Source organism: Henriciella litoralis (genome assembly GCF_002088935.1).
In the GTDB taxonomy this organism is placed as follows: domain Bacteria; phylum Pseudomonadota; class Alphaproteobacteria; order Caulobacterales; family Hyphomonadaceae; genus Henriciella; species Henriciella litoralis.
Genome location: NZ_NCSS01000006.1, coordinates 2607064 through 2627689 on the forward strand (window position 1 = coordinate 2607064; position 20626 = coordinate 2627689).

The 20626-nt window shown below is 60.9% G+C and carries 15 protein-coding genes; 4 read left to right on the forward strand and 11 right to left on the reverse strand.

Annotated features, from left to right (window positions below):
* Positions 1-44: 44 nt before the first annotated feature.
* Together B8783_RS16430 and B8783_RS16435 are read right to left on the reverse strand one after the other, a co-directional pair.
* A complete protein-coding gene (locus B8783_RS16430) occupies positions 45-812 on the reverse strand; it encodes an enoyl-CoA hydratase (protein WP_084421188.1) in 768 nt (255 codons plus the stop codon).
* A gap of 53 nt (positions 813-865) precedes the next feature.
* Positions 866-1717 carry a class I SAM-dependent methyltransferase gene (locus tag B8783_RS16435; protein ID WP_084421189.1) on the reverse strand — a complete coding sequence of 284 codons (852 nt, stop codon included), beginning with the start codon at positions 1715-1717 and terminating at the stop codon, positions 866-868.
* 156 nt (positions 1718-1873) lie between these two features.
* Here B8783_RS16435 and B8783_RS16440 point away from each other — a divergent pair, with 156 nt between their 5' ends.
* Positions 1874-2260, forward strand: coding sequence for a hypothetical protein (locus B8783_RS16440; protein WP_084421190.1), 387 nt, complete (start codon positions 1874-1876; stop codon positions 2258-2260).
* 42 nt (positions 2261-2302) lie between these two features.
* Entirely contained in the window at positions 2303-3676 is a 1374-nt protein-coding gene (locus B8783_RS16445) for a hypothetical protein (protein WP_084421191.1), read from the forward strand.
* 22 nt (positions 3677-3698) lie between these two features.
* Here the strand turns inward: B8783_RS16445 and B8783_RS16450 are convergent, their stop codons facing one another.
* From B8783_RS16450 to B8783_RS16475, 6 genes are all read right to left on the reverse strand, one after another.
* Positions 3699-4796 carry a sensor histidine kinase gene (locus B8783_RS16450; RefSeq protein WP_139792401.1) on the reverse strand — a complete coding sequence of 366 codons (1098 nt, stop codon included), beginning with the start codon at positions 4794-4796 and terminating at the stop codon, positions 3699-3701.
* A gap of 136 nt (positions 4797-4932) precedes the next feature.
* Positions 4933-6048 (reverse strand): DNA replication/repair protein RecF, encoded by a 1116-nt coding sequence (recF, locus tag B8783_RS16455; protein ID WP_084421195.1) that lies wholly within the window; start codon positions 6046-6048, stop codon positions 4933-4935.
* Between the two features lie 9 nt (positions 6049-6057).
* Positions 6058-7176 (reverse strand): DNA polymerase III subunit beta, encoded by a 1119-nt coding sequence (dnaN, locus tag B8783_RS16460; RefSeq protein ID WP_084421197.1) that lies wholly within the window; start codon positions 7174-7176, stop codon positions 6058-6060.
* A 173-nt stretch (positions 7177-7349) separates the two neighbouring features.
* Positions 7350-8840: a DnaA ATPase domain-containing protein gene (locus B8783_RS16465; protein ID WP_084421199.1), complete on the reverse strand. Its 1491-nt coding sequence runs from the start codon at positions 8838-8840 to the stop codon at positions 7350-7352.
* 469 nt (positions 8841-9309) lie between these two features.
* The gene (rpsT, locus tag B8783_RS16470) at positions 9310-9573 is read right to left on the reverse strand and encodes a 30S ribosomal protein S20 (RefSeq protein ID WP_084421201.1); all 264 of its coding nucleotides are present in this window, start codon (positions 9571-9573) and stop codon (positions 9310-9312) included.
* A gap of 122 nt (positions 9574-9695) precedes the next feature.
* Positions 9696-10472: an enoyl-CoA hydratase gene (locus B8783_RS16475; protein ID WP_084421203.1), complete on the reverse strand. Its 777-nt coding sequence runs from the start codon at positions 10470-10472 to the stop codon at positions 9696-9698.
* A gap of 204 nt (positions 10473-10676) precedes the next feature.
* Between B8783_RS16475 and B8783_RS16480 the strand changes: the two genes are divergently transcribed.
* Positions 10677-12095: a M28 family metallopeptidase gene (locus B8783_RS16480; RefSeq protein WP_084421205.1), complete on the forward strand. Its 1419-nt coding sequence runs from the start codon at positions 10677-10679 to the stop codon at positions 12093-12095.
* A gap of 12 nt (positions 12096-12107) precedes the next feature.
* Here B8783_RS16480 and B8783_RS16485 read toward each other — a convergent pair whose 3' ends face one another.
* From B8783_RS16485 to mutS, 3 genes are all read right to left on the reverse strand, one after another.
* Positions 12108-13559 carry a hypothetical protein gene (locus B8783_RS16485; protein ID WP_139792402.1) on the reverse strand — a complete coding sequence of 484 codons (1452 nt, stop codon included), beginning with the start codon at positions 13557-13559 and terminating at the stop codon, positions 12108-12110.
* A gap of 25 nt (positions 13560-13584) precedes the next feature.
* On the reverse strand, positions 13585-15399 hold the full coding sequence (locus B8783_RS16490; RefSeq protein WP_084421209.1) for an SLC13 family permease: 1815 nt from the start codon (positions 15397-15399) through the stop codon (positions 13585-13587).
* Positions 15400-15517: 118 nt separating this feature from the next.
* Positions 15518-18199, reverse strand: coding sequence for a DNA mismatch repair protein MutS (mutS, locus tag B8783_RS16495; protein WP_169711829.1), 2682 nt, complete (start codon positions 18197-18199; stop codon positions 15518-15520).
* A gap of 132 nt (positions 18200-18331) precedes the next feature.
* On the opposite strand from mutS, the gene B8783_RS16500 reads away from it, so the two are divergent.
* Complete coding sequence (locus tag B8783_RS16500) at positions 18332-20623, forward strand: NADP-dependent malic enzyme (protein ID WP_084421213.1); 2292 nt, start codon at positions 18332-18334, stop codon at positions 20621-20623.
* Positions 20624-20626 lie beyond the last annotated feature (3 nt).

The following is a 20626-nucleotide window of genomic DNA, read 5'->3' on the forward strand; positions in this document are numbered from 1 at the left end:
CTCATTCTGAGCGGCGTCGAAGGACGAGCGCCGGGACGGTGCGCCTATTCGTCCGCGAAGACCGGCTTGCGTTTCTGGGCGAAGGCGGCGGCGGCTTCGGCGAATTCTGGTGATTTCAGCTGTTCGGCGAAGACCTTTCCTTCGGCGGTCATGCGGGCTTCGACGGCGTCGCGATTGCCGCGAATGAGGGCTTTTGACTTGACGATGGCAGACGGCGCGGACGCGGCGATTTTGGCGGCGATGCCAGTGGCGGTGGCGAGAATGTCGGCGGTGGGCACGACGCGCGAGACCAGACCGCAGGCGAGCGCTTCGCTGGCCGAGAGGACACGGCCGGCGAGCAGGATTTCATTCGCCATCGAATTGCCGACCGTGGCAGGCAGCAGCAGCGAGGAGCCGGCTTCCGGAACCAGGCCAAGCTGGGTGAAGGGCGCGCGGAAGTCTGCGGTTTCGGCGGCGCAGGCGATGTCGCAATGCAATAGCATGGTGAGGCCGACACCGATGGCCGGACCGTTGACGGCCGCGATGAGCGGCTTTTCAGCGTCGCGGATCGCTTCGAGGAAGCGCTGAACCGGCGCTTTGCCGCCTTTACGGGCGATGTCGCTAGCGAAATCGGTGAGGTCATTGCCCGCCGTGAAGAGATCGCCCTCGCCGGTAATGATGATGGCGCGGATGGCCTTGTTAGTGTTGGCGTCATTGATCGCGTCGGCCATCGCGCCATACATCGCCTGGGTGAGGGCGTTCTTGCGCTCTGGGCGGTTGATCGTGATGGTCAGGATACGGTCTGCAAGCTGGGTCTTGATATGGTCAGTCATGGCGGGCTTTCGCTAATATGGTTAAGTTTGCAATTATACACGCTCTACGCGAATCAGTCAGTCTCGGCAACCGGTGGGTTTGCGGGTTTTCGTGCGAGAATCTGGACGGGAATGATCTGGCCCGACCGCCATGCCGCCAGCAGATTGGAGGTTTTCTCTGCGGCGTCAGCGCCCATCAGCAGCGAGGTCGCGAGCGGGCTGTTGGCGCCGGTGCCGCCTGACGTCATTCGGTCAAAGAAACGCTCTGCGAGATCCTGGCGCGGCGTAACACCATCGATGATGAGGCCGGCCGTTTCCATCGCGGCTTCATAGTCGTCGGGCGAGGCCACATAGCTGTGCGATGCATCACTTGCCCAGGGCAGGGGAAAGGTCAGCGGTGTCGTCTCATCCTCGCCGCGCATGATGTCATAGACGAGCAGGCCGGCGCCCGGTTTCAGGATGCGGGTCAGCTCGGCAAAGAGCTCACGCTTCTCCGCGATATTCATGCCAACATGAAACATCCAGGCCGCATCGAACCTGCCATCGTCCAAGCCTGTATCGAGGGCAGAGCGGCGCTCCAGCGTGACCCGTGCGCTGAGATTGAGCCAGGCCGATAGCGATTTTCCGGTTTCGATGAAAACGGGGGTCAGGTCGATGCCGGTCACATCGCAGCCATAAGTGGCGGCTGCGTAGCGCGCCGTGCCGCCTGTGCCGCAACCAATGTCGAGTGCTTCGTGGCCCTCGCCCAGCCTTAGCAAGGGCAGGAGAGCTTCGGTCGCTGCGCGGCCGCCAATGTGGAATTCCTCGATTGGTGCAAGATCGGTGTGAGTGACGGTCTCCGGGCTAAGGTCGAGCGCGCCCATCGCTTTTTCGATCTGCGATTGCAGAAGGGGATTATTATAGTGATCGCGCAGCTGTTCCTGCATATCTCTCCCCACCCGTTGCAATTTATTGATTGAAAGCAGATCGATAGTCCTAGGCTGACCGGGCTGCAGGCTCAAGTCACAAGCCGGGTGAGCCTGTCGACCTGAATTTGGGAATTGGATTGACTTGCCGCCCTGAACTGCGGACCTTCCAGAGCCATGGACACGATGAACCGGCTGCTGGGGCGCCAACGCAAGCAGATCAAGGAGCGGGCGCGCCTGTCACGCTACATTCTGGTAATCGCGATCATCGCGACGATTGGCTGCTTTGCGACATTCATCTCCACCTTGTCGGGGAAATATCCTCTACCCGTGGGAAGCGGCTTCTTTGCCAGCAATCCTGAACGGATGTTGGGCGCGACGAATTTCTGCATGATGACGGCGGTGGGCGCGGCCTTGCGCATGTGGCGGTTCAGGCAGATGCGGATCAAGCTGATGATCGCCGAAGCCTTTATTCGCGAGGACGACCAGACGACCGCAATGAAACTGTTGCTGGAGCCCCTGTTCGGGGACGAAATCTGGAAACGTGAAGCTGAGCCGGGCTGAGATGGCAGAGCGAGGCATTGGGGAATTGAGGGTGAAACCTGAATGACGGACACAAGACCAGACCAGCGCGTGACATCCGCGGACCTTCTGGCCGAGCTGCGCGAAGAGCAGCAGAGCTTCCGCTTTCTGATGACCGCGCTTGCCGGAATTATCGGCATGGCCGCCGTCATCGTGGCGGGCAGCGTGATCTATTTCTACATGGAGCTTGGCGGGCTGAAGGCGAAATACGCCGAACAGACCCGCCTGAATGAGATGAACCTTCGCATCGTGGCCGGTGAAGCCGGGCGCCAGCGCGAATCCACGCAGGCCGCCCTCGTTGCTATTCGCGAGGAAAATGACGCCGCGCGAAAACAGGCAGAACTGGCGCGGGATATCCAGCGTGCGGAAGCCACCCGTCAGGTCTCTGGTTACAGGGAAAATGCGGTCGAACTGGCCCAGCAGCATTTTCTGGGTGTGCCGCTGAATGAAGTCACCGCGCAGGTCGTCGCGGTGGTGCTGCGCGCGGATGGCGCGCGCGAGGACATGCTGAGCCAGGGCGAACGTCTGCAATTGCAGGCGGCGTTAAATGACTGGAGCGGCGACAATGCCGACACGGTTGAGGGGGCGATGACATCCCTGCTGGAGAATGGTGAAACACTGGCGGTTCAGGCGCGCGGCGCGGCCGGGCTGGCGGCGCTGGAGTATCGCGCGGCGAATGCCAGCTCGCTTGGCTGGAACCGGGGCTGCTCGACGGTTGTCGACTATGTGAACCAGGCGGAAGCGCGCGGACTCGATGCGCCCATGCTGCTCCTCTGGAAGGGCCAGTGCCTTCGCAAGCGCGGCGATGCCTTGCTGGCCTATGAAGCCTTCAGCCGGGCGGCGACGATGCTCGAAGGCGGCGACTTTGAGGAGACGCTGCTGCATGCGCAGCTCGCCCATCACGGGGTCGGGACGACGCTGGTCGCATTGGTGGCGAGTGAGCAACTGCCGGCCGGGCGCGACTCTGAGGCCGCCTTGCAGGAAGCTTTGGCTGAGCTGCGGGAAGCCGCGCGTATCCGGGGCGCGCGCGGCTCAACCCCGGTGGGCGTTGCCTATACGGAAGAGAATATCGGCTTCATTCATATCCTCGACAAGGACTGGCAGACGGCTCTGGACCATACCGGCCGGATCGATGAGATTCTGCCGCTGGCCTGGAATCTCACCGTGCGCAATATCGCAGCAATGGAGAATGAGGCGGCGCTGCGGGCGGCCAAGGGCTCGCGCGAGGCGATCGAGGAGATGCAGGAAATCCAGTCGGACACCCAACTCGTGCTGGGTCTGATGAGCTGCAATCAGATCGACCGGCCAGAGCTGAAGCGGCTTTTGCCGGCAAAATATTCAGCGCGGATCGACCTGCTGTCCCGGCATTGCGATATTGATTCAGGCGGGGCGCTTTAGGGGCGGCTCCGGAGCCTGACCGTCAATCGGCTTCAGGTACGTAGATGATGCGGGTCGGGAGGGCGGTTACCGAATAGGTATAGGTGTCTTCCGAGAGCTCGGTGTTCGATTCCCCGCCAAATGTCTTCGGCACAATCCGGTTGAGGATCATGTTGCCAAAGCCTGAGCCTGTCGCGCTTTCGGGCCGGTTCTCGCTGAGGCTTTCGCGCCAGATGAATTTGACCTCGTCATTCTCGTGTGACCAGCTGACGTGGGCCTTGCCGCCGCTGGTGCCAAGCGCGCCGTGCTTGATGGAATTGGTCGCAAGCTCATTGACCATCAGAGACAGGGCAAAGGCGGCTCGCGGCGTAATATCGAAATCGCCATCGGTCTGGACCGTCGCCGCTCTATGGTCTGGCCCGGCGGAAAACGGCTCAAGTGTGCCGACCGTCAGCTGACGAATGGACACCGACTGACCGGAATTGGCTGATATCAGCGACTGGGTGATGCCGAGCGCGCTGATCTTGTCGCGCAGGCGCCGAACGAACTCGTCGTGGTCGACATCAGACTTGTCGAGCAATGAGATGAGCGAGGACACGTGGGCATACATATTGCCCATGCGATGCTCCAGCTCGCGCACGACAACGGCGAGATCTTCCACTTCGCGTCTTTGCGCATGGGCTTCGATTTCGGCCATCACGCTGGCGGCGAGGTCCTCGAGGATCTGGCAGTCGGCGTCGTCAAATGTTTCGCGCGGTTTGGTGTCGATCACGCAAAGCGTGCCGAGCGCGTGGCCGTCCTTGGTGATCAGCGGGGCGCCAGCATAGAAGCGAATGAAGGGGTCACCGGTGACGAGGGGATTGTCTGCGAAACGCGGATCCTTCGCCGCGTCGAGCACGATCATCACTTCATTGGCGCGAATGGCGTAGTCGCAGAAGGCGATATCGCGCTGCGTTTCAGTGCCATCGAAATTGTAGCAGGATTTGAACCACTGGCGGTCGGTATCGATCAGCGAAACAAGCGCGGTTTCGACTTCAAGCGAGTTGGCCGCCAGACGGGTTAACCGGTCAAAGCGGGGATCAGGCTCTGAATCAAGAAGATTGGTTGCATAGAGGGCCGCCAGTCTCGCGCTTTCTTTCATCGGAACATTCGACCCTTTTGGCACTCGTTAAACAAGTGTTCCCGTTTTATCTCTCAATGATGACGTGCGTCAAACTGTACGCAAAAGCAAGGCTGAAGCTGTATCTGATTGTAAAGGCGGGGTTTTAGCCCCGCGATCAGGCAGTGGGGGTGTCAAGGGCGCCATCGGAAACGGCAAATCGCTGTGCGCGTTCCCCGAAGGCCTCAAACAGGAATTTTTCGGTGCCGGTCAGCCAGGCCTGTCCGCCAAGGTCGCACAATTCATCGAAGAGGGCGGCGCGGCGGTCTGCATCGAGATGCGCGGCGGCTTCGTCGAGCAGGAGGATGGGGGCCGGGCCTTCGCCGGACAGGGTGAGGGCTTTCGCCGAGGCCAGGATCAGCCCGATCAGGAGCGCTTTTTGCTGGCCGGTGGAGGCGTCGCCCGCAGGCATGCCTGTGGGACGGTGAATAACGGCGAGGTCTGTGCGGTGTGGGCCGTTGAGCGCGCGGCCTGCGGCCATGTCGCGCCGGCGCCCGGAGCGATAGGCTTCGAGCAGGTTTTCGAAGATGGACTTGAAGTCCTCCCCGGCGGCGGCGGCCTGCTCGGACGCGCCGTCCAGGGTGAGGTCGCCTTTCGGGAAATAGCCGTCCGGGCGGGCATCAACGGCAGATTGCAGGCTCTCAAGGACGGTGGCGCGATTGATTGCCAGCTCTGCGCCAGCTTCGGCCATGCGGGTCTCGATAGCGTCGGCCCAGGCCGGGTCAACGTGTCCGCGCTCCAGCAGCGTATTGCGCTCACGCATGGCGCGCTCATAGCGGGCGGCGGCGGGGCCGTGCGAGGGAATGTGCGCCATGACCTGCCGGTCAAAGAAGCGGCGCCGGTCAGAGGCGCCGCCGCGAAAGACGCTGTCCATGGCAGGCGTCAGCCAGACGATGCGAACAAGCTCGGCAAGGTCTGAGGCTTGCGCGGGCGCTCCATCGATGCGGACGATGCGTTTGGAGGAGGCGCCATCTGTCTCAAGGCCGACGCCGATCTTGCGGTCATCGAGCGTGGCAGACACCGTCCAGCCGGTCTCGGCATTGTGGCGGGTGAGCTCTGCCAGCGTGGCTGAGCGCAGGCCCCGGCCGGGGCCGAGCTGCGAGACCGCTTCCAGAAGGTTGGTCTTGCCCGCGCCATTTGCGCCATAGAGGCAGACATGGCGGCCATCGAGATCGAGCGAAACGGTCTCGTAATTGCGGAAATTCTTGAGGCGCAGGCGGGTGAGGGCGGTCATCGCCCGGACTTACACCCGAAGCGGCATCAGGACGTAGCGGGCCGCTGGATCACCCGGATCGAGGATCAGGGCGGGGGAGGCTGGATCGTTGAGCATGAATTCAGCGTCTTCAGCGACAATCTGCGCGGTCACATCGAGCAGGTATTTGGCGTTGAAGCCGATTTCCATGGCGTCGGCGCTGTAGTCGCACTCAATTTCCTCATGGCCCTGACCGGTCTCGGCGGAATTGACCGCCAGGACGACCTTGCCTTCGCTGAGCGAGAGCTTCACCGAGCGCGAGCGCTCTGCCGAGACGGTGGAGACGCGGTCGACGGCGGCTTCGAAGGCCTTGTTGTCGATGACGAGGCGCTTGTCATTGCCCTTTGGAATGACGCGCTGATAGTCCGGAAATGAGCCGTCGATGAGCTTTGAAGTCAGTACGGCGCGGCCGGCGCGGAACACGATCTTGGTTTCCGAGACACCGATGGAAACGTCGCCATCGGCCTGGTCGATCAGGCGGCGCACTTCCGCAACGGCTTTGCGCGGGACGATCACGCCGTCCAGGTTTTCAGCGCCGGCCGGGCCGTCGCAATCTGCGAGCGCGAGGCGGTGGCCGTCAGTGGCGACCGCGCGCAGCACCTTGCCGTTCTCGCCATCGGCGGTGTGGAGATAGACGCCGTTGAGATAATAACGGGTCTCTTCGGTGGAGATGGCAAACCGCGTCTTGTCGATCAGACGGCGCAGATCTGCAGCCTCAACATCGAACTGGATCGCGCTGTCATCGCCGGTCATGGTCTGGAAGTCGCTGGCCGGAAGGGTCGGCAGCGCAAATTGGGAGCGCCCGGAACGGATCGACAGGCGGCGGTTTTCCGGATTGAGTTCAAGCTCGACATCCGCGCCGGATGGCAGCTTGCGAACGACGTCGAACAGGGTGCCGGCAGGCGCAGTGATGGCGCCTTCGCTGGACACTTGCGCATCGGCGCTGTCGACGGCCTCGATGTCGAGATCGGTTGCGACAAAGGTGACCTGGCTGCCCTTGGCCTCAATGAGAACGTTCGACAGGATCGGGATCGTGTTACGCCGCTCGACCACGTTCTGGACGTGTGAGAGCGCGTTCAGCAGGTCACTTCGTTCAATCGTCAGCTTCATTGGTCAGTCCATCTGTGCAGCGGTCTTCGGTGCCGCTTCCTTTTGTGCCCGGTCATTGGGGGTCTTTAGTCGAATCGACCCGCCTCCGGAAAGGAAGCGGGCCGAGTACCCTTGTCAAAATCAGCCAAATTGCAAGCCCCTGCCAGTCAAACACTGCGCAGAACTGTCAGAATTTAGCTATTTCCTTCTGCCTGAATGTCGAACACCGCTTCGCGGACCCGTTCGACGTCGCGGACCATGTCCGCATCGGTCTGCATCTGCTTCTTCACCTTGCGCCATCCGTGAAGGACGGTGGTGTGGTCCTTCTTGTTGAAGGTACGGGCGATCTGGGGCAGCGACTTGTCAGTCATTTCCCGGCAGAGATACATCGCAATCTGGCGTGGGACGCAGATTTCGCGGGATTTGTTGGCGCTCTCAATCTCGGTCTTGGTGAGGTTGAAGACGCGCATGGTTGCCCGCTTGATATTGTCCAGCGTTGGCGCCTGGTACTCGCCCTGCTGACGGCGCAGAACCGTCTGCAGCATCTGCATGGTTGGCGCGGTCTGGCCATATCCGGTCTCGGTCTGCAGGCTGTGCAGGACACCGCAAAGCTCACGGCCAGGGCCTCGCACCGTCGACACGATCCGTTCAACCATCTCATCGTCGAGGATGAAATTTGGCTGATCCTCGCGGGCGAGCGCGGCATGCAGGCGAACGATCTCGCGGCGCATTTCCTGATCCGGCAGACCAACTTCGACCGCTGCGGCCCCGAGCAGTTCACCGCGCATACGGGCGGAGAAGCCTTTCAGGTCACCTGGCGCCTCGTCGGCGGTCAGCAGAACGCGTCCACCTTCCTTTGTCACCGAGCGCAAATTCGCAAAGAAGGCTTCATCGGTCTTCTTCTTGCCGGCGATCCACTGAAGATCGTCGATGAGAAGAAGATCATTGCCGCGCAGCTGCGAGTTGAGATTGCGGGTATCGCCTTCACGTGCGCCGTCGACATAGGCGGTCATGAATTCTTCCGCCGTCATATAGGTGACGCGGCGCCCGTCATTGAGGCGGGCAACAGCCGCTTCGATGGAGAGCAGGATATGGGTCTTGCCCGTGCCTTGACGACCATAGATCAGCGCGACATCAGCGCGGACATTGGCGTTCTCGACAATCATTTCGGCCAGACGCACAGCGGTGCGGTTGGTATCGCCGACGACGAGCGTCTCGAATGTCATTGTGCCCGGCTTTTTGGCCGCTTCAGCTTCGGCAACGTCCGCGGCTTCAGCTTCGGCTTCGGCCTTGCGGGTTTCCGCAACCGCCTTGCGTTCGGCGGCCCATGGATTGCCGACCAAATCGCGCGTGTCGGCCGGAATATCTGTCCAGCACGTGATCTTTATGGCGCGGCGATTGGGATCAGCCTTTTGCCATGCCTTGCGTAGCATTGGGCGGTGATGGTTGTTGATGCGATCGCTTGCAAGCTTGTCGCGTGCCGCGATCAGGACCGTGCCATTGTCGTCTGCGACAAACCGCAGGTCCGAAATCCATTTATCGTAGTCATCAGCCGACGCGTGTTTTCGTGCGTCGTTCAGAACAGTGTGCCAGAGCTCGACCCCGCGATGCTCTTCGTTTTCCCGGACGTTTTTCGTGTCATCCTTATTTGTGCCCTGTCTGCCAGATTCTTCTTGCAGCCCCATAGGATCTACCCCTTTTTTTGTATATGTTGGTCCTATCTCTACACGTCGACAGCAGGCATAATCCGGGCGTCCGGGCCTTTGAGGTCCGCTAAGAAATATACGCCGTAGAGAGATTACTTCCCGTCGATGAAGTTAACTAAACACACCCCTTCCGAGGCTGTCCAGAAAGCTTTTTTTGAATCTGCGTGAGAAAGCAAGTTGACACATTTGTGTCTCGAAAAAAGTCGAAAAGATTCAGCGGAATGAATGGCTTTAAAAATATCAGTTGCGAATCACAGAGCTTTGAAAACAGGTAAAGTGTTTCGCAAATGTTCTGTCAACTTGAGGGGGCCTAACAAGCTGTGAAATTCACCACTTTTTTAACAAGTTTCGGTATTGAAAACTGTTTGCGCGAGGCATGAAAAAGGCCCGCATGGCGTACCAAGCGGGCCTTGCAAAATTGCAATAATTAGAACGTTAAGAGCGGGGTCTAGCCCATCGCCTTTACGCGCGCGCTGAGGCGCGAAATCTTGCGGGAAGATGTGTTCTTGTGAAGCACACCTTTGCCAGCAGCCCGCATGATTTCAGGCTGGGCCGTCTTGAGCGCTTCAGCAGCAGCCGACTTGTCGCCAGAAGCGATAGCTTCCTCGACCTTGCGGATATAGCTGCGCATGCGCGAACGGCGTGCAGTGTTAACTTCGGTACGGGCCGCGATCTTGCGGACCATTTTCTTGGCTGAGCGTGTATTCGCCATCAATAACTCCTGAGTGTCCAGTCGGACGCAAGCGGCGGACATACCCAAATGGCCCCGCGGCGTCAACTGGAATGGGCGGCGGAATATGCATAAACCGCTGCCAGATGTTGGGTGGGGCCCCGCTAGCGGTTGTTGAAGTGCGGCTCGCGCTTCTCGACAAAGGCGGCCATGCCTTCCTTCTGATCTTCGGTTGCGAAGAGAGAATGGAAAAGACGGCGTTCGAACATGACGCCCTGGCTGAGCGTCGTCTCATAGGCGGCATTGACCATTTCCTTGGTCAACATGGTCGCGGCGCGCGGCAGCGAGGCGATCTTCTTGGCCGCGGTGCGTGCTTCTTCAAGAAGGTCATCCGTTGGGACAACGCGGGAAACCAGTCCGCAGCGCTCGGCTTCGGCGGCGTCCATCATGCGGCCTGTGAGACACATCTCCATGGCCTTGGATTTGCCAGCAAAACGCGTGAGGCGCTGGGTGCCACCAGCACCGGGCGAGACGCCGATGGTGATTTCCGGCTGGCCGAACTTGGCGTTCTCTGCGGCGAGGATAAAGTCACACATCATGGCGAGTTCACAGCCACCGCCGAGGGCGTAGCCGGAGACAGCCGCGATGACCGGTTTGCGCATGCGCGATGCGCGCTCCCAGTTGCGGGTGATGAAGTCTGCATAATAGGCGTCGAGATAGGATTGCTCGCGCATTTCCTTGATGTCGGCGCCGGCCGCAAAGGCCTTGCGCGATCCTGTCAGGACAATGCAGCCAATGGAGGCGTCATTGTCGAAGCGGTCCAGCGCTTCGGTGAGCTCATCCATAAGGGCGTTATTGAACGCGTTGAGCGCGTCGGGACGATTGAGTGTGATGATTGCGACCGCGTCATCGACTTCAGTCAGAAGCGTTTCATATGCCATCGATTACCTCGTCTGGTGTCCTAGCTTGCGTTGATGTCAGCCCGTCTTTGAAGCCGCACCTTATCTCCACGCCCATAGGCCATTCCCAATGCACCGTCACCCCTTGGTGTCAGGCCTTGGTCTATGGCCGACATGCTCTGACCGCCCTAGTATCAGTGTTGAGAGCCTCTCGTGGCGCACTGAAAATCTGATGGAGACATATGCATGACGACCTCGAAAGCGGCGGTATTCGACCTGAAAGTGATTGTTCTTGGCGGTGCGGTTTCATGTCTGGCGCTCTGCCTGCCCGCAACGGCGCAGGAGGCCCCGGCAAGCCCCGGAGACAATGCAGATTTCCATGAGATTGTCAGCGAAGTGTCGGCGGACCGGATCGAGGCTGATATTCGCAAGCTGGTCAGCTTTGGTACGCGGCACACCCTGTCTGAAACCGAGAGCGATACGCGCGGCATCGGCGCCGCGCGGCGCTGGATCTATGATGAGTTCGAGGCGATCTCGGCCGCGTGCGGCGGGTGTCTTGAGGTCATGTATGTCAGCGACACGATCTCTGGTGAGGACCGTATCCCGGAGCCGACAGAGGTGGTCAGCGTGATCGCGATCCAGCGCGGCACAATCGATCCGGATCGGATGGTGATGATGAGCGGCGATATCGACAGCCGCGTCACTGACCCGCTGGACGGCACATCTGACAGCCCGGGCGCGAATGATAATGCGAGCGGCGTGGCCGGAACGATTGAGGCGGCGCGTGTCCTCTCGAAGCGGGAGTTTGCTGGGTCGATCGTCTATGCGGCGCTTTCCGGTGAAGAGCAGGGCCTCTTCGGCGGCAAGATCGTCGCCCAGCATGCGCTCGATAATGGCTGGAAGCTGCGCGCCGTGCTGAACAATGACATGATCGGCAATATTGAAGGCATCAACGGCGTCATCAACAATACGACGGCCCGCATCTTCTCAGAAGGTACGCGCCCGCTGGAAACCGATGCCGAAGAGATCGAACGGCGCTTTGCCGGCGGCGAGGTCGATAGCCCGTCGCGCAATCTGGCCCGGTATATTGACCGGATGGCCGACCTCTATGTGCCCAATCTCGATACGATGCTGGTCTATCGGCTCGACCGGTTCCGGCGCGGCGGCCATCATCGCCCGTTCAATGAGGTCGGGTTTCCGGGTGTGCGCATCATGGAGACCAATGAGCATTATGACCGCCAGCATCAGGATCTGCGCACCGAGGATGGCCGCGAATATGGCGATGTCATCGAGGGCGTGAATTTTGAGTATGCGGCGAAGCTGACCGCGCTGAATGCAGTGTCGCTGGCGGGCATGGCTGAAGCGCCGCCCTTTCCGCGCGATGTGATGATTGAGGGGGCAGTTTCACCCGACACGACGGTGACGTGGACGCTGCCTGAGGGCGCGAACACCGGCAATCTGGCTGGCTTCCGCATCTATTGGCGCGAGACGGCTGAGCCGCAGTGGCAGTGGAGCCGCTATGTTGGCGATGTGCGCGAGTACACGCTGGAGAATGTGGTGATCGACAATTATTATTTCGGCGTCGCGAGCGTGTCTGATAGCGGTGCGGAAACGCCGGTCGTCTTTCCGGGCAGCATGGGCAGCTTTACGTCGATGGATGAATAGCCGCCCGCGCGCCTAGTTCGTGAAGCAGACCTGATTTGAGCCATACTTGGTATCGCCTGCGGCATAGCAGCGGGTCGTCGGTGCGTTCGTCCAGAGGAAGTTCTTCTGCGCTGGCGGCGCCCATCGATCGCGCGATTGCTGCGTGCGTTGCTCATTGATCCGTCGCTGGCGTTCTGCGGCGGCGCGATCTGCTGACTGCCTCGCCCTGTATTGCTGGACCTTTGGCCAGACATAGTCCGGCGTGAAGGCACAGACGGCTGAGGTTGCGACCTGACGCTCGGGCGATTTCTCGGCAAGATACAGAAGACGGCGGAACGCGGCCTCGGCGCTGTCGGCCGACATGTTGTCGCCGTTCGTGCCGAACACATAATCCTTGACGTCTTGGCACCGGTTAGAGGCGTTGACGAGGTCGTAGCGCTCCATCCACGCTTCGGCGAAATCGGTCCAGGCGGCGTGGTCGTTTCCGAATGTCGGGCGCGTGCGACGCCGCAGGGCCGTGTAGGGGTCGGGCGCGGGCTGGAAAGATTCGAGGGGCTGCTTCATCACCCAGTCGCTCAGCGCCTGAGGCATGACGGGACATTCTTCATTGTTGAGGTTGGCTTTCTCATAGTCGAGCGCCCAGCCGATCCCCTCATCAGGCACGCGTCCTGCGGGCACGTAGTCGGCGTTGATGCCGTTGTAGACATAGCCGTAGGCGATCTCGCAGCCATTGAGGCCGGCAAATTTTGCGTCGCGGGCGGCTTGTCTCTCATTGGCGAGCTTGGACTGGTAGTAATTATAGACCGTCTTCTCGCCGGATTTCGGATAGAAGGTGCAGTTGTAGCTTTCAAAGAAGGTCATGCCATACATGATGGCCCAATCGGCCTGACGCAAAAGGGCCGGATCGGCGCTCTGGTTGAGCTTTGTCGCATCGATCTTCAGGCCTTGGCCATTGGTCTTGATGCTCATCTCGTTCGCCAGGTTGGTGCAGGCCTCCTGGTCGAACTCGCTGACATAGAAATCATCTTCGAGATTGATGTAGACATTATCGTCGCCAAAGCAGGTGCCGATATTCTGGCCCGCATATTTGATGGCGGCCGGCGGAGGCGGGCCTGCCTCGAAATAGCTATAGAGCGCGCCGCCGGGTTGAAGCGCTGCGGCGCCATTCGGGCCGCGCAGTGTCGCGGCCATCGCCGCGTCCCGCGGGATGCCGCAATCGAGCACAAAATCCGGGTCAAAACAGTCTGCGAATGGAAGGACCGCCTCTGGATTGGCTGACGCGAAGGGTGCTGCGCCATGGATGTACCAGGTCAGGATGATGCCGGATCGGGTGAAGAAATAGGGGTCCTGCAGCAGGGCTTGCGGCTCATTGCCCATCGCGGTGGGGGCAATGCAGTTTTTGTAGCTGTTCCACGTTTGGGCCTCAGCATTTGCTGCTGTTAGAAAAGTGAGGCTGAAGAGTGCGGTCAAAAAGGTTCGGAGCATAGCCGGGCCGTCCAGTTTTTTTGTTTTATCCCAAGGGCCAGAACATCGGGATGACGAACATAGCGACGACGAAGAACATAAGGTTCAGCGGTATGCCGATACGCGCGAAATCCGAGAATTTGTAACCGCCGGCTGAGTAGACGAGGGTATTTGTCTGGTAGCCAATGGGGGTGGCGAAGCTGGCGCTGGCGGCAAACATCACGGCGACGACGAAAGCGCGCGGGTCGATCCCGAGGCTGGTGGCGAGGCCGATGGCGATCGGTGTCATCAGGATGGCGGTGGCATTGTTGCTGACAAACTCAGTCAGGACAGATGTCATCAGATAGACGGCCGCAAGGGCGGCCAGCGGGCCAAATACACTGACGGGGGCTGCAATGGCGTTGACCATGACGGCGGCCGCGCCGGAATTCTCCAGAGCCATGCCGAGCGTGAGCATGCCAAAGATCAGCATGAGAATATCCCACTGAATCGATTTGTAGGCTTCCTGATGATCGAGGCAGCCGAGGGCGATAACGGCGACAGCGGCAATGAGCGAGAGGCCCGCAATTGGCATGACGCCGAGTGCGGCGAGGACCATGACGAGCAGGACAGCCGTCACGGCAATCGGCGCCTTGTCGCGTCGGATGGGCTGTTCGGACGTCTGGGTGAGGTTGTTCAACATGCCATCGTCGAACATCTGACGCATGCCGCCGGGCGGGCCGTCGAGCAGCACGGTGTCGCCGACATCGAAGCGGATGCCGCGGCTGCCGAGGCTGATATTTTCCCCGCGGCGATGGATGGCGATGGCGTAGACGCCATAGAGGCGCACAAGGCCAGCGCCGACGATCGGGCGGCCAACAAGTCTTGATTCCGGGCCGACGACGCCCTCCATCAGCACTGTCTCTGTTGTCTGTACGGGCTCGAACGCGTGTTTGTCGGAATCTGACCCTGAGCCGATGGCAAGATTGCCGGCATCGCGAAGCGACAGCATTTCAGAGACCGGTGAGCGCAGAACCATGCGGTCCCCGGCCTCAAGCGTCAGATCCGAGAGTTCATCGCGGCGTGACCGGTTCTCACGCATGACGTCGATAACCGTGAAGCCTTTCTCGGCGGAGAACCCGGTTTCCTTGATCGTCTTGCCAATCAGGACAGAGCCGACGGGCACGAGCACCTGCGCAACGAAGCGGCGGTTCTTGTTGGTCGGCAGAAGGTCTGCCAACGACTCGCGGACCGGCAGCAGCCAGCGCCCCGCAATCGCCATATAGCACGTGCCGGCAAGCGCCATGATGAGGCCCGCGCCGGTAATCTCGAAGATGCCGAATGGCGCGAGGCCTGCTTTCTGGGCGACGCCGTCCACGAGAAGATTGGTTGAGGTACCGATCAGGGTCGTCATGCCGCCGAAGATGGACGCGAAGGATAGCGGGATAAGCAGCTTGGACGGGGATGTGCCGACCGTCTGTGCCAGGCGGATCGCGACCGGGATCAGGATGACGACGATCGGCGTGTTGTTCATGAAGGCCGACATCACAATGACGATGGCCATGAGCGCCGCGACGGCGACAAGCGGCGTCCAGCTTTTGGCGAGGCGGATAATGACATTGCCAGCGGCGCCGATGACGCCGGTGCGCTCAAGCGCGGCGGAGAGAACGAACATGGCGCCAATCGTGATCGGCGCTGAGTTGGAGAAAACGCTAAGCGCTTCGGGAACGCTCAGAATGCCCGTGACCAGCAAGGCCGCCATGGCGAGCAAGGCGACGACATCGGTAGGTAGTTTTTCGCGAACGAAGCTGAAAAAGACACCGACGACAATGGCGAAGACGAGCGCGATCTGAACGTTTGCCGGCAATACAATGTCTAGCATAAGCGTGCGTTGGGTCCCCTCGTAACGCTACATAAAGGCTATGTCCGGGCGCGGAATACAATAGGCATTATTGCATTTTTTAAAGAGAAACCTCGGCATTCACGCATAGCTCGAGGCTTCAGCTCTCGTCCGGGGCCTTCAAGCGATAGATGAGGTCGAGCGCTTCGCGCGGAGTGAGGCTGTCTGGATCAATCGATGCGAGCAGCTGAACGGCTGGATGCTGAGGGCTCTCAGCTGGCGCGTCTTCGGCGACGGCTGCGAATAGCGGCAGAGCATCGACCGCGTCGGGTTTGGATTCCAGCTTCTTCAAGACCTGCTCTGCGCGGCGCACGGCACGCGCCGGAAGGCCGGCCAGCCGCGCGACCTGAACGCCATAGGAGCGATCAGCCGGGCCGGACTGAACATCGTGCAGGAAGACCAGCTCATCTTTCCACTCCTTGGCGCGCAGCGAGAGGTTGGCCGCTTCAGGCAAGTCTTCGGCGAGGCCTGTCAGCTCATGGTAATGCGTGGCGAAGAGGGCGCGGCAGCCATTTACATTGTGAAGGTGTTCCACCGCGGCCCAGGCAATGGCGAGGCCGTCATAAGTGGAGGTGCCGCGGCCAACTTCATCGAGGATGACAAAGCTGTGCTCGGTTGCCTGGCTGAGAATGGCGGCGGTCTCGACCATCTCAACCATAAAGGTGGAGCGTCCGCGCGAGAGGTCATCAGAGGCCCCGACGCGGGAGAATACCCGGTCAGCGAGGCCAAGCACAAGCCGCTTGGCGGGCACGAAGAACCCGGCCTGCGCGAGGATCACGGCGAGACAGGCCTGACGCAGATAGGTGGATTTACCGGCCATGTTGGGGCCGGTGACGAGCGCGAGACGCGGGCCGGCCGCGCCGCTGGCATCCAGTGTCAGATTATTGGCTGTGAAGCCTTCGCCTTGAGATTTGAGCGCGGCTTCAACGACGGGATGGCGGAGGCCCTCTGCTTCAAAGACCGGCGTGTCGACAATGTCAGGCCGCACCGCGCCAGTTTCATCGGCCCAGTGGGCGCCAGCGCTCGCCACATCGATTTCGGCAAGCGCGCCAGCGGCGGCGCAGATGCCGTCCGAAGCGGTCTCGACCTGCATGCAAAGACCGTCGAACAGCTCAAGCTCACGGGTGCGGGCCGCTTCTTCGGCGCGCGAGATACGGCCCGCCAGTTCCGACAGTTCGCTGGTCGAAAAGCGGATATTCGATGCGAGGGTCTGGCGGTGAATGAAGGTTTCGGCATGTGGCGGCTTTAGCAGGGCGTCGCCATGACGGGCCGGGACGTCGATAAAATAGCCAAGGACATTGTTGAATTTGATCTTCAGCGCGCTGATGCCCGTCTCGTCGGCATAGCGGGCCTGTAGTCCGGCAATGATCTTGCGGCTGTCACGGCGCAGCGTCTGGGCTTCGTCCAGCGCTTCGTCCCAGCCGGGGGCGATGAAGCCGCCATCGCGTGTGAGGGTGGGGAGATCTTCGGCCAGTGCGGTTGTCAGATCCTGCGCCAGTGCGGCCAAGGCTGGTTGGCGGGCCGGGTCCAGCGCGGCGATGGCGTCTGCGAGGAGGCGAGGCAGGCCGGTTTCGTTTGCGCCCAGTGCCGCGGCGAGCGCGTGGCCTTCTGTGATGGCGACGGCAATGGCTTTCAGGTCTCGCGGGCCGCCGCGTCCAAGGCGGATACGGGTGCGGGCGCGCTCAAGGTCCGGCACGGCCTTCAGGCGGGCGCGAATGTCCTGGCGGAGGCCGTCTTCGGACAGGAAGAAGGCAACCGCGTCATGGCGCGTGCCAATCGGGGCTGCGTCCGTTTCCGGGCGCGAAAGACGGTCCGACAGGAGGCGCGCGCCGGGCGCGGTCAGCGTGCGATCAATGGTGGCGAGCAGGGTGCCCGCGCGCCCACCATTGATGGCAGTGTCGATTTCGAGGCTGGCGCGGGTCGCCGGGTCAATGGACAGCGTTGACGTGCCTGCGCCGCGGCGGGGCGTGTCGAGGCGTATTGCCGCGCCAGCCTGTGTGAGGCTCAGATAATCGAGCAGTAGACCCGAGGCGGCGAGCTCGGCTTTTGTGAAGCTGCCAAAGGCATCGAGGGCGGCGACCTTGAAGGCCGATTTGAGGGCGGCTTCTCCGGATTTGGCCGACGCCGCACGGGCCGGGCGACGGGTCACGGGCGCACGCAAGCCTTCAAGCGCGCGGCGCACCAATGGGCGGGCTTCGTCTTCCTCGGTGACCAGAAGCTCACTGACCGGCAAGGCGGCGAGACGTTCTGGAAGGTTTTCGGCGGGCAAGGCGCTGATCTCCAGCGCGCCGGTTGAAACATCACATGTCGCGATGGCCGCATCAGCGCCGCCCGCAGCAAAGGCGATGGCCGTCAGTGCCTGTCCGCGGCGCGCCGGCAAAATCGTGTCTTCTGTAATGGTTCCGGGCGTGACGATACGAACGACGTCCCGGTTTACAATGGATTTGGAGCCGCGTTTTTTCGCTTCGGCCGGGCTCTCTGTCTGCTCGCAGACGGCGACGCGCTGACCTGATTTGATGAGGCGGGCGAGATAGGCTTCGGCCGCATGATAGGGCACGCCGGCCATCGGGATCGGCTTGCCCTCATGCTCGCCGCGCGAGGTCAGCGTAATGTCGAGGATCTCGGCCGCTTTTACCGCATCATCGAAAAACAGCTCGTAGAAATCGCCCATGCGGAAGAAGAGCAAGGCATCGCTGTGGCCCGACTTTATGTCGAGATACTGCGCCATAAAGGGCGTTGGAGCCTTCTTTGCGGGCGGCTGACTGGAGTGTGTATCTGGCATGGACCTAAGCTTAACGGATTCGCAAGGGAGGGCTGCAATGGAAATAAGCAGGTCTGGGCGGGTTGTCGCCCCCGTCGCAGAGGCTTAGACCTTTGCGAAATTCGCATTGGAAACACTGAAGGCTTTTTAGAGATGACGTCAAAGCGTCCGACATTTACCGACAAGGAAGCGCTCGACTTCCACAGCCAACCGCAACCCGGAAAGCTGTCGATCGCGCCCACGAAGCCCATGGCGACGCAGCGGGATCTGTCGCTAGCCTACAGTCCGGGTGTCGCGGTGCCTGTGAAGGCGATCGCGGAAAACAAGGACCTTGCTTTCGAGTACACCTCGAAGGGCAATATGGTCGCCGTGATTTCCAATGGCACGGCCATTCTGGGCCTGGGTGATCTTGGGGCGATGGCCTCCAAGCCCGTCATGGAAGGCAAGTCGGTGCTGTTCAAGCGCTTTGCCGACGTCGACTCCATCGATGTCGAAGTGACGACGACCGACACAGAAGAGTTCATCACAACGGTCCGCAATATTGGCGAGACCTGGGGCGGCATCAACCTCGAGGACATTGCGTCCCCTGAGTGTTTCATCATCGAGAGCCGTCTTCGCGAAGAGCTGGACGTTCCGGTCTTCCACGATGACCAGCATGGCACGGCGATTATCGCTGCCGCCGGCCTCATCAATGCGTGTCACATTACCGGACGTGAGCTGAAAGACGTGAAAGTCGCCGTTTCAGGCGCTGGCGCGGCAGGGCTCTCCTGCGCGGGTCTTATCCGTCATCTGGGCGTGCGCCCGGAAAACATCCTGATGTGCGACTCCCGCGGGGTCGTTTATGAAGGCCGCACCGAGAAGATGGACCAGTTCAAGTCTGCCTTCGCTGTGAAGACCGAAAAACGCACCCTGACCGAAGCGATGGAGGGCGCGGACGTCTTGCTCGGCCTGTCGATTGCGGGGGCGGTGACCAAGGAAATGATTGCGGGCATGGCGAAAGACCCGATTATTTTCGCGATGGCCAATCCGGACCCGGAAATTACGCCGGAAGAGATCAAGCAGGTGCGCGATGACGCGATTATCGCAACCGGCCGGTCCGATTATCCCAACCAGGTCAACAATGTTCTGGGCTTCCCATACATCTTCCGCGGTGCGCTGGACGTTCGGGCGCGCAGCATCAATGAAGAGATGAAGGTTGCCGCGGCGCAGGCGCTCGCGGAGCTCGCGCGCGAGGATGTGCCCGACGAAGTGGCCGCAGCCTATCACGGCTCGCGTCCGCAATTTGGCCGGGAATATATCATCCCGACGCCGTTCGACCCGCGTCTCATCAGCTTCATTCCGCCATTCGTCGCGCAGGCCGCGATGGACACCGGCGTGGCACGTACGCCGATCGAGGACATGGACGAGTATCGCCGCAAGCTGGCGCGCCGTCTGGACCCGACCGCCTCCTTCCTGCAGGGCGTGCAAGCCGCTGTTCGCGAGAAGAAGCCGCGTATCGTGTTTGCAGAGGGCGAGGAGCCATCCGTCGTGCGGGCGGCCTATTCGTTCAAGAACCAGGGCCTCGGCGAGCCGATCCTCATCGGCCGCGAGAACGAGGTGAACCGGTCCATGCAGCAGATGGGTGTGCCGGAAGGCTCGCTCGAAATCATCAATGCGCGCCTGTCCGACCGTAATCCGGAATATACCGATTATCTCTATGACCGTCTGAAGCGTCAGGGCTATCTGCGCCGCGACGTGCAGCGTCTGGTCAATCAGGACCGGAACATCTTCGGTTCGTGCATGCTGAAGTTTGGCGATGCCGACGGCATGGTGACTGGCGTGACGCGGAACTATGATGTCGCGCTGAAAGATGTGCAGCTCGTCCTCGACCCGATCCCGCAAAAGCAGGTGATCGGCATGTCCATGGTGATCAACCAGGGCAAGACGGTCTTCATCGCCGATACCAGCATTACAGAGCTGCCGGTCGCTGAAGACCTGGTCGGGATTGCCTGTGAAGCGGCAAGCTCTGTTTCGAGCCTCGGCTTTATCCCTCGCGTGGCTTTCGTGTCCTATTCGACCTTCGGCAATCCGATGGGCGAGCGTGCGGAAAAGGTGCGTGAAGCGGTCGCGATGCTCGATGCGCGCGATGATATCAAGTTCGAGTATGAAGGCGATATCTCCGTCGATACGGCGATGAACCCGAACCACAAGATGATCTATCCGTTCTCGCGCCTCACCGGCCCGGCGAACGTGCTTGTGATGCCAGCGATCCACTCAGCGGCGATTGCGACCCGGTTGCTCACCTCAATGAGCCGCGCGACCGTGATCGGGCCGATCCTGCTCGGCTTCGAGAAGCCGGTGCAGATCGCTTCGCTGGGGGCGACCGTGTCGGATATCACCAATCTGGCGACGTTCGCGGCGTTCGATATCGACCAGCTCGGCCACATCAAACCGGCGACCGATTAAGTC

Excerpts from the sequence above, each read along its gene's own strand:
- B8783_RS16475 (WP_084421203.1), bottom strand. The coding sequence starts at position 10,472 with ATGGCATATGAAACGCTTCTGACTGAAGTCGATGACGCGGTCGCAATC.
- B8783_RS16435 (WP_084421189.1), bottom strand. The coding sequence starts at position 1,717 with ATGCAGGAACAGCTGCGCGATCACTATAATAATCCCCTTCTGCAATCG.
- B8783_RS16465 (WP_084421199.1), bottom strand. The coding sequence starts at position 8,840 with ATGGGGCTGCAAGAAGAATCTGGCAGACAGGGCACAAATAAGGATGAC.
- dnaN (WP_084421197.1), bottom strand. The coding sequence starts at position 7,176 with ATGAAGCTGACGATTGAACGAAGTGACCTGCTGAACGCGCTCTCACAC.
- B8783_RS16485 (WP_139792402.1), bottom strand. The coding sequence starts at position 13,559 with ATGCTCCGAACCTTTTTGACCGCACTCTTCAGCCTCACTTTTCTAACA.
- B8783_RS16480 (WP_084421205.1), top strand. The coding sequence starts at position 10,677 with ATGACGACCTCGAAAGCGGCGGTATTCGACCTGAAAGTGATTGTTCTT.
- rpsT (WP_084421201.1), bottom strand. The coding sequence starts at position 9,573 with ATGGCGAATACACGCTCAGCCAAGAAAATGGTCCGCAAGATCGCGGCC.
- recF (WP_084421195.1), bottom strand. The coding sequence starts at position 6,048 with ATGACCGCCCTCACCCGCCTGCGCCTCAAGAATTTCCGCAATTACGAG.
- mutS (WP_169711829.1), bottom strand. The coding sequence starts at position 18,199 with ATGCCAGATACACACTCCAGTCAGCCGCCCGCAAAGAAGGCTCCAACG.
- B8783_RS16500 (WP_084421213.1), top strand. The coding sequence starts at position 18,332 with ATGACGTCAAAGCGTCCGACATTTACCGACAAGGAAGCGCTCGACTTC.
- B8783_RS16450 (WP_139792401.1), bottom strand. The coding sequence starts at position 4,796 with ATGAAAGAAAGCGCGAGACTGGCGGCCCTCTATGCAACCAATCTTCTT.
- B8783_RS16430 (WP_084421188.1), bottom strand. The coding sequence starts at position 812 with ATGACTGACCATATCAAGACCCAGCTTGCAGACCGTATCCTGACCATC.
- B8783_RS16490 (WP_084421209.1), bottom strand. The coding sequence starts at position 15,399 with ATGCTAGACATTGTATTGCCGGCAAACGTTCAGATCGCGCTCGTCTTC.
- B8783_RS16445 (WP_084421191.1), top strand. The coding sequence starts at position 2,303 with ATGACGGACACAAGACCAGACCAGCGCGTGACATCCGCGGACCTTCTG.
- B8783_RS16440 (WP_084421190.1), top strand. The coding sequence starts at position 1,874 with ATGGACACGATGAACCGGCTGCTGGGGCGCCAACGCAAGCAGATCAAG.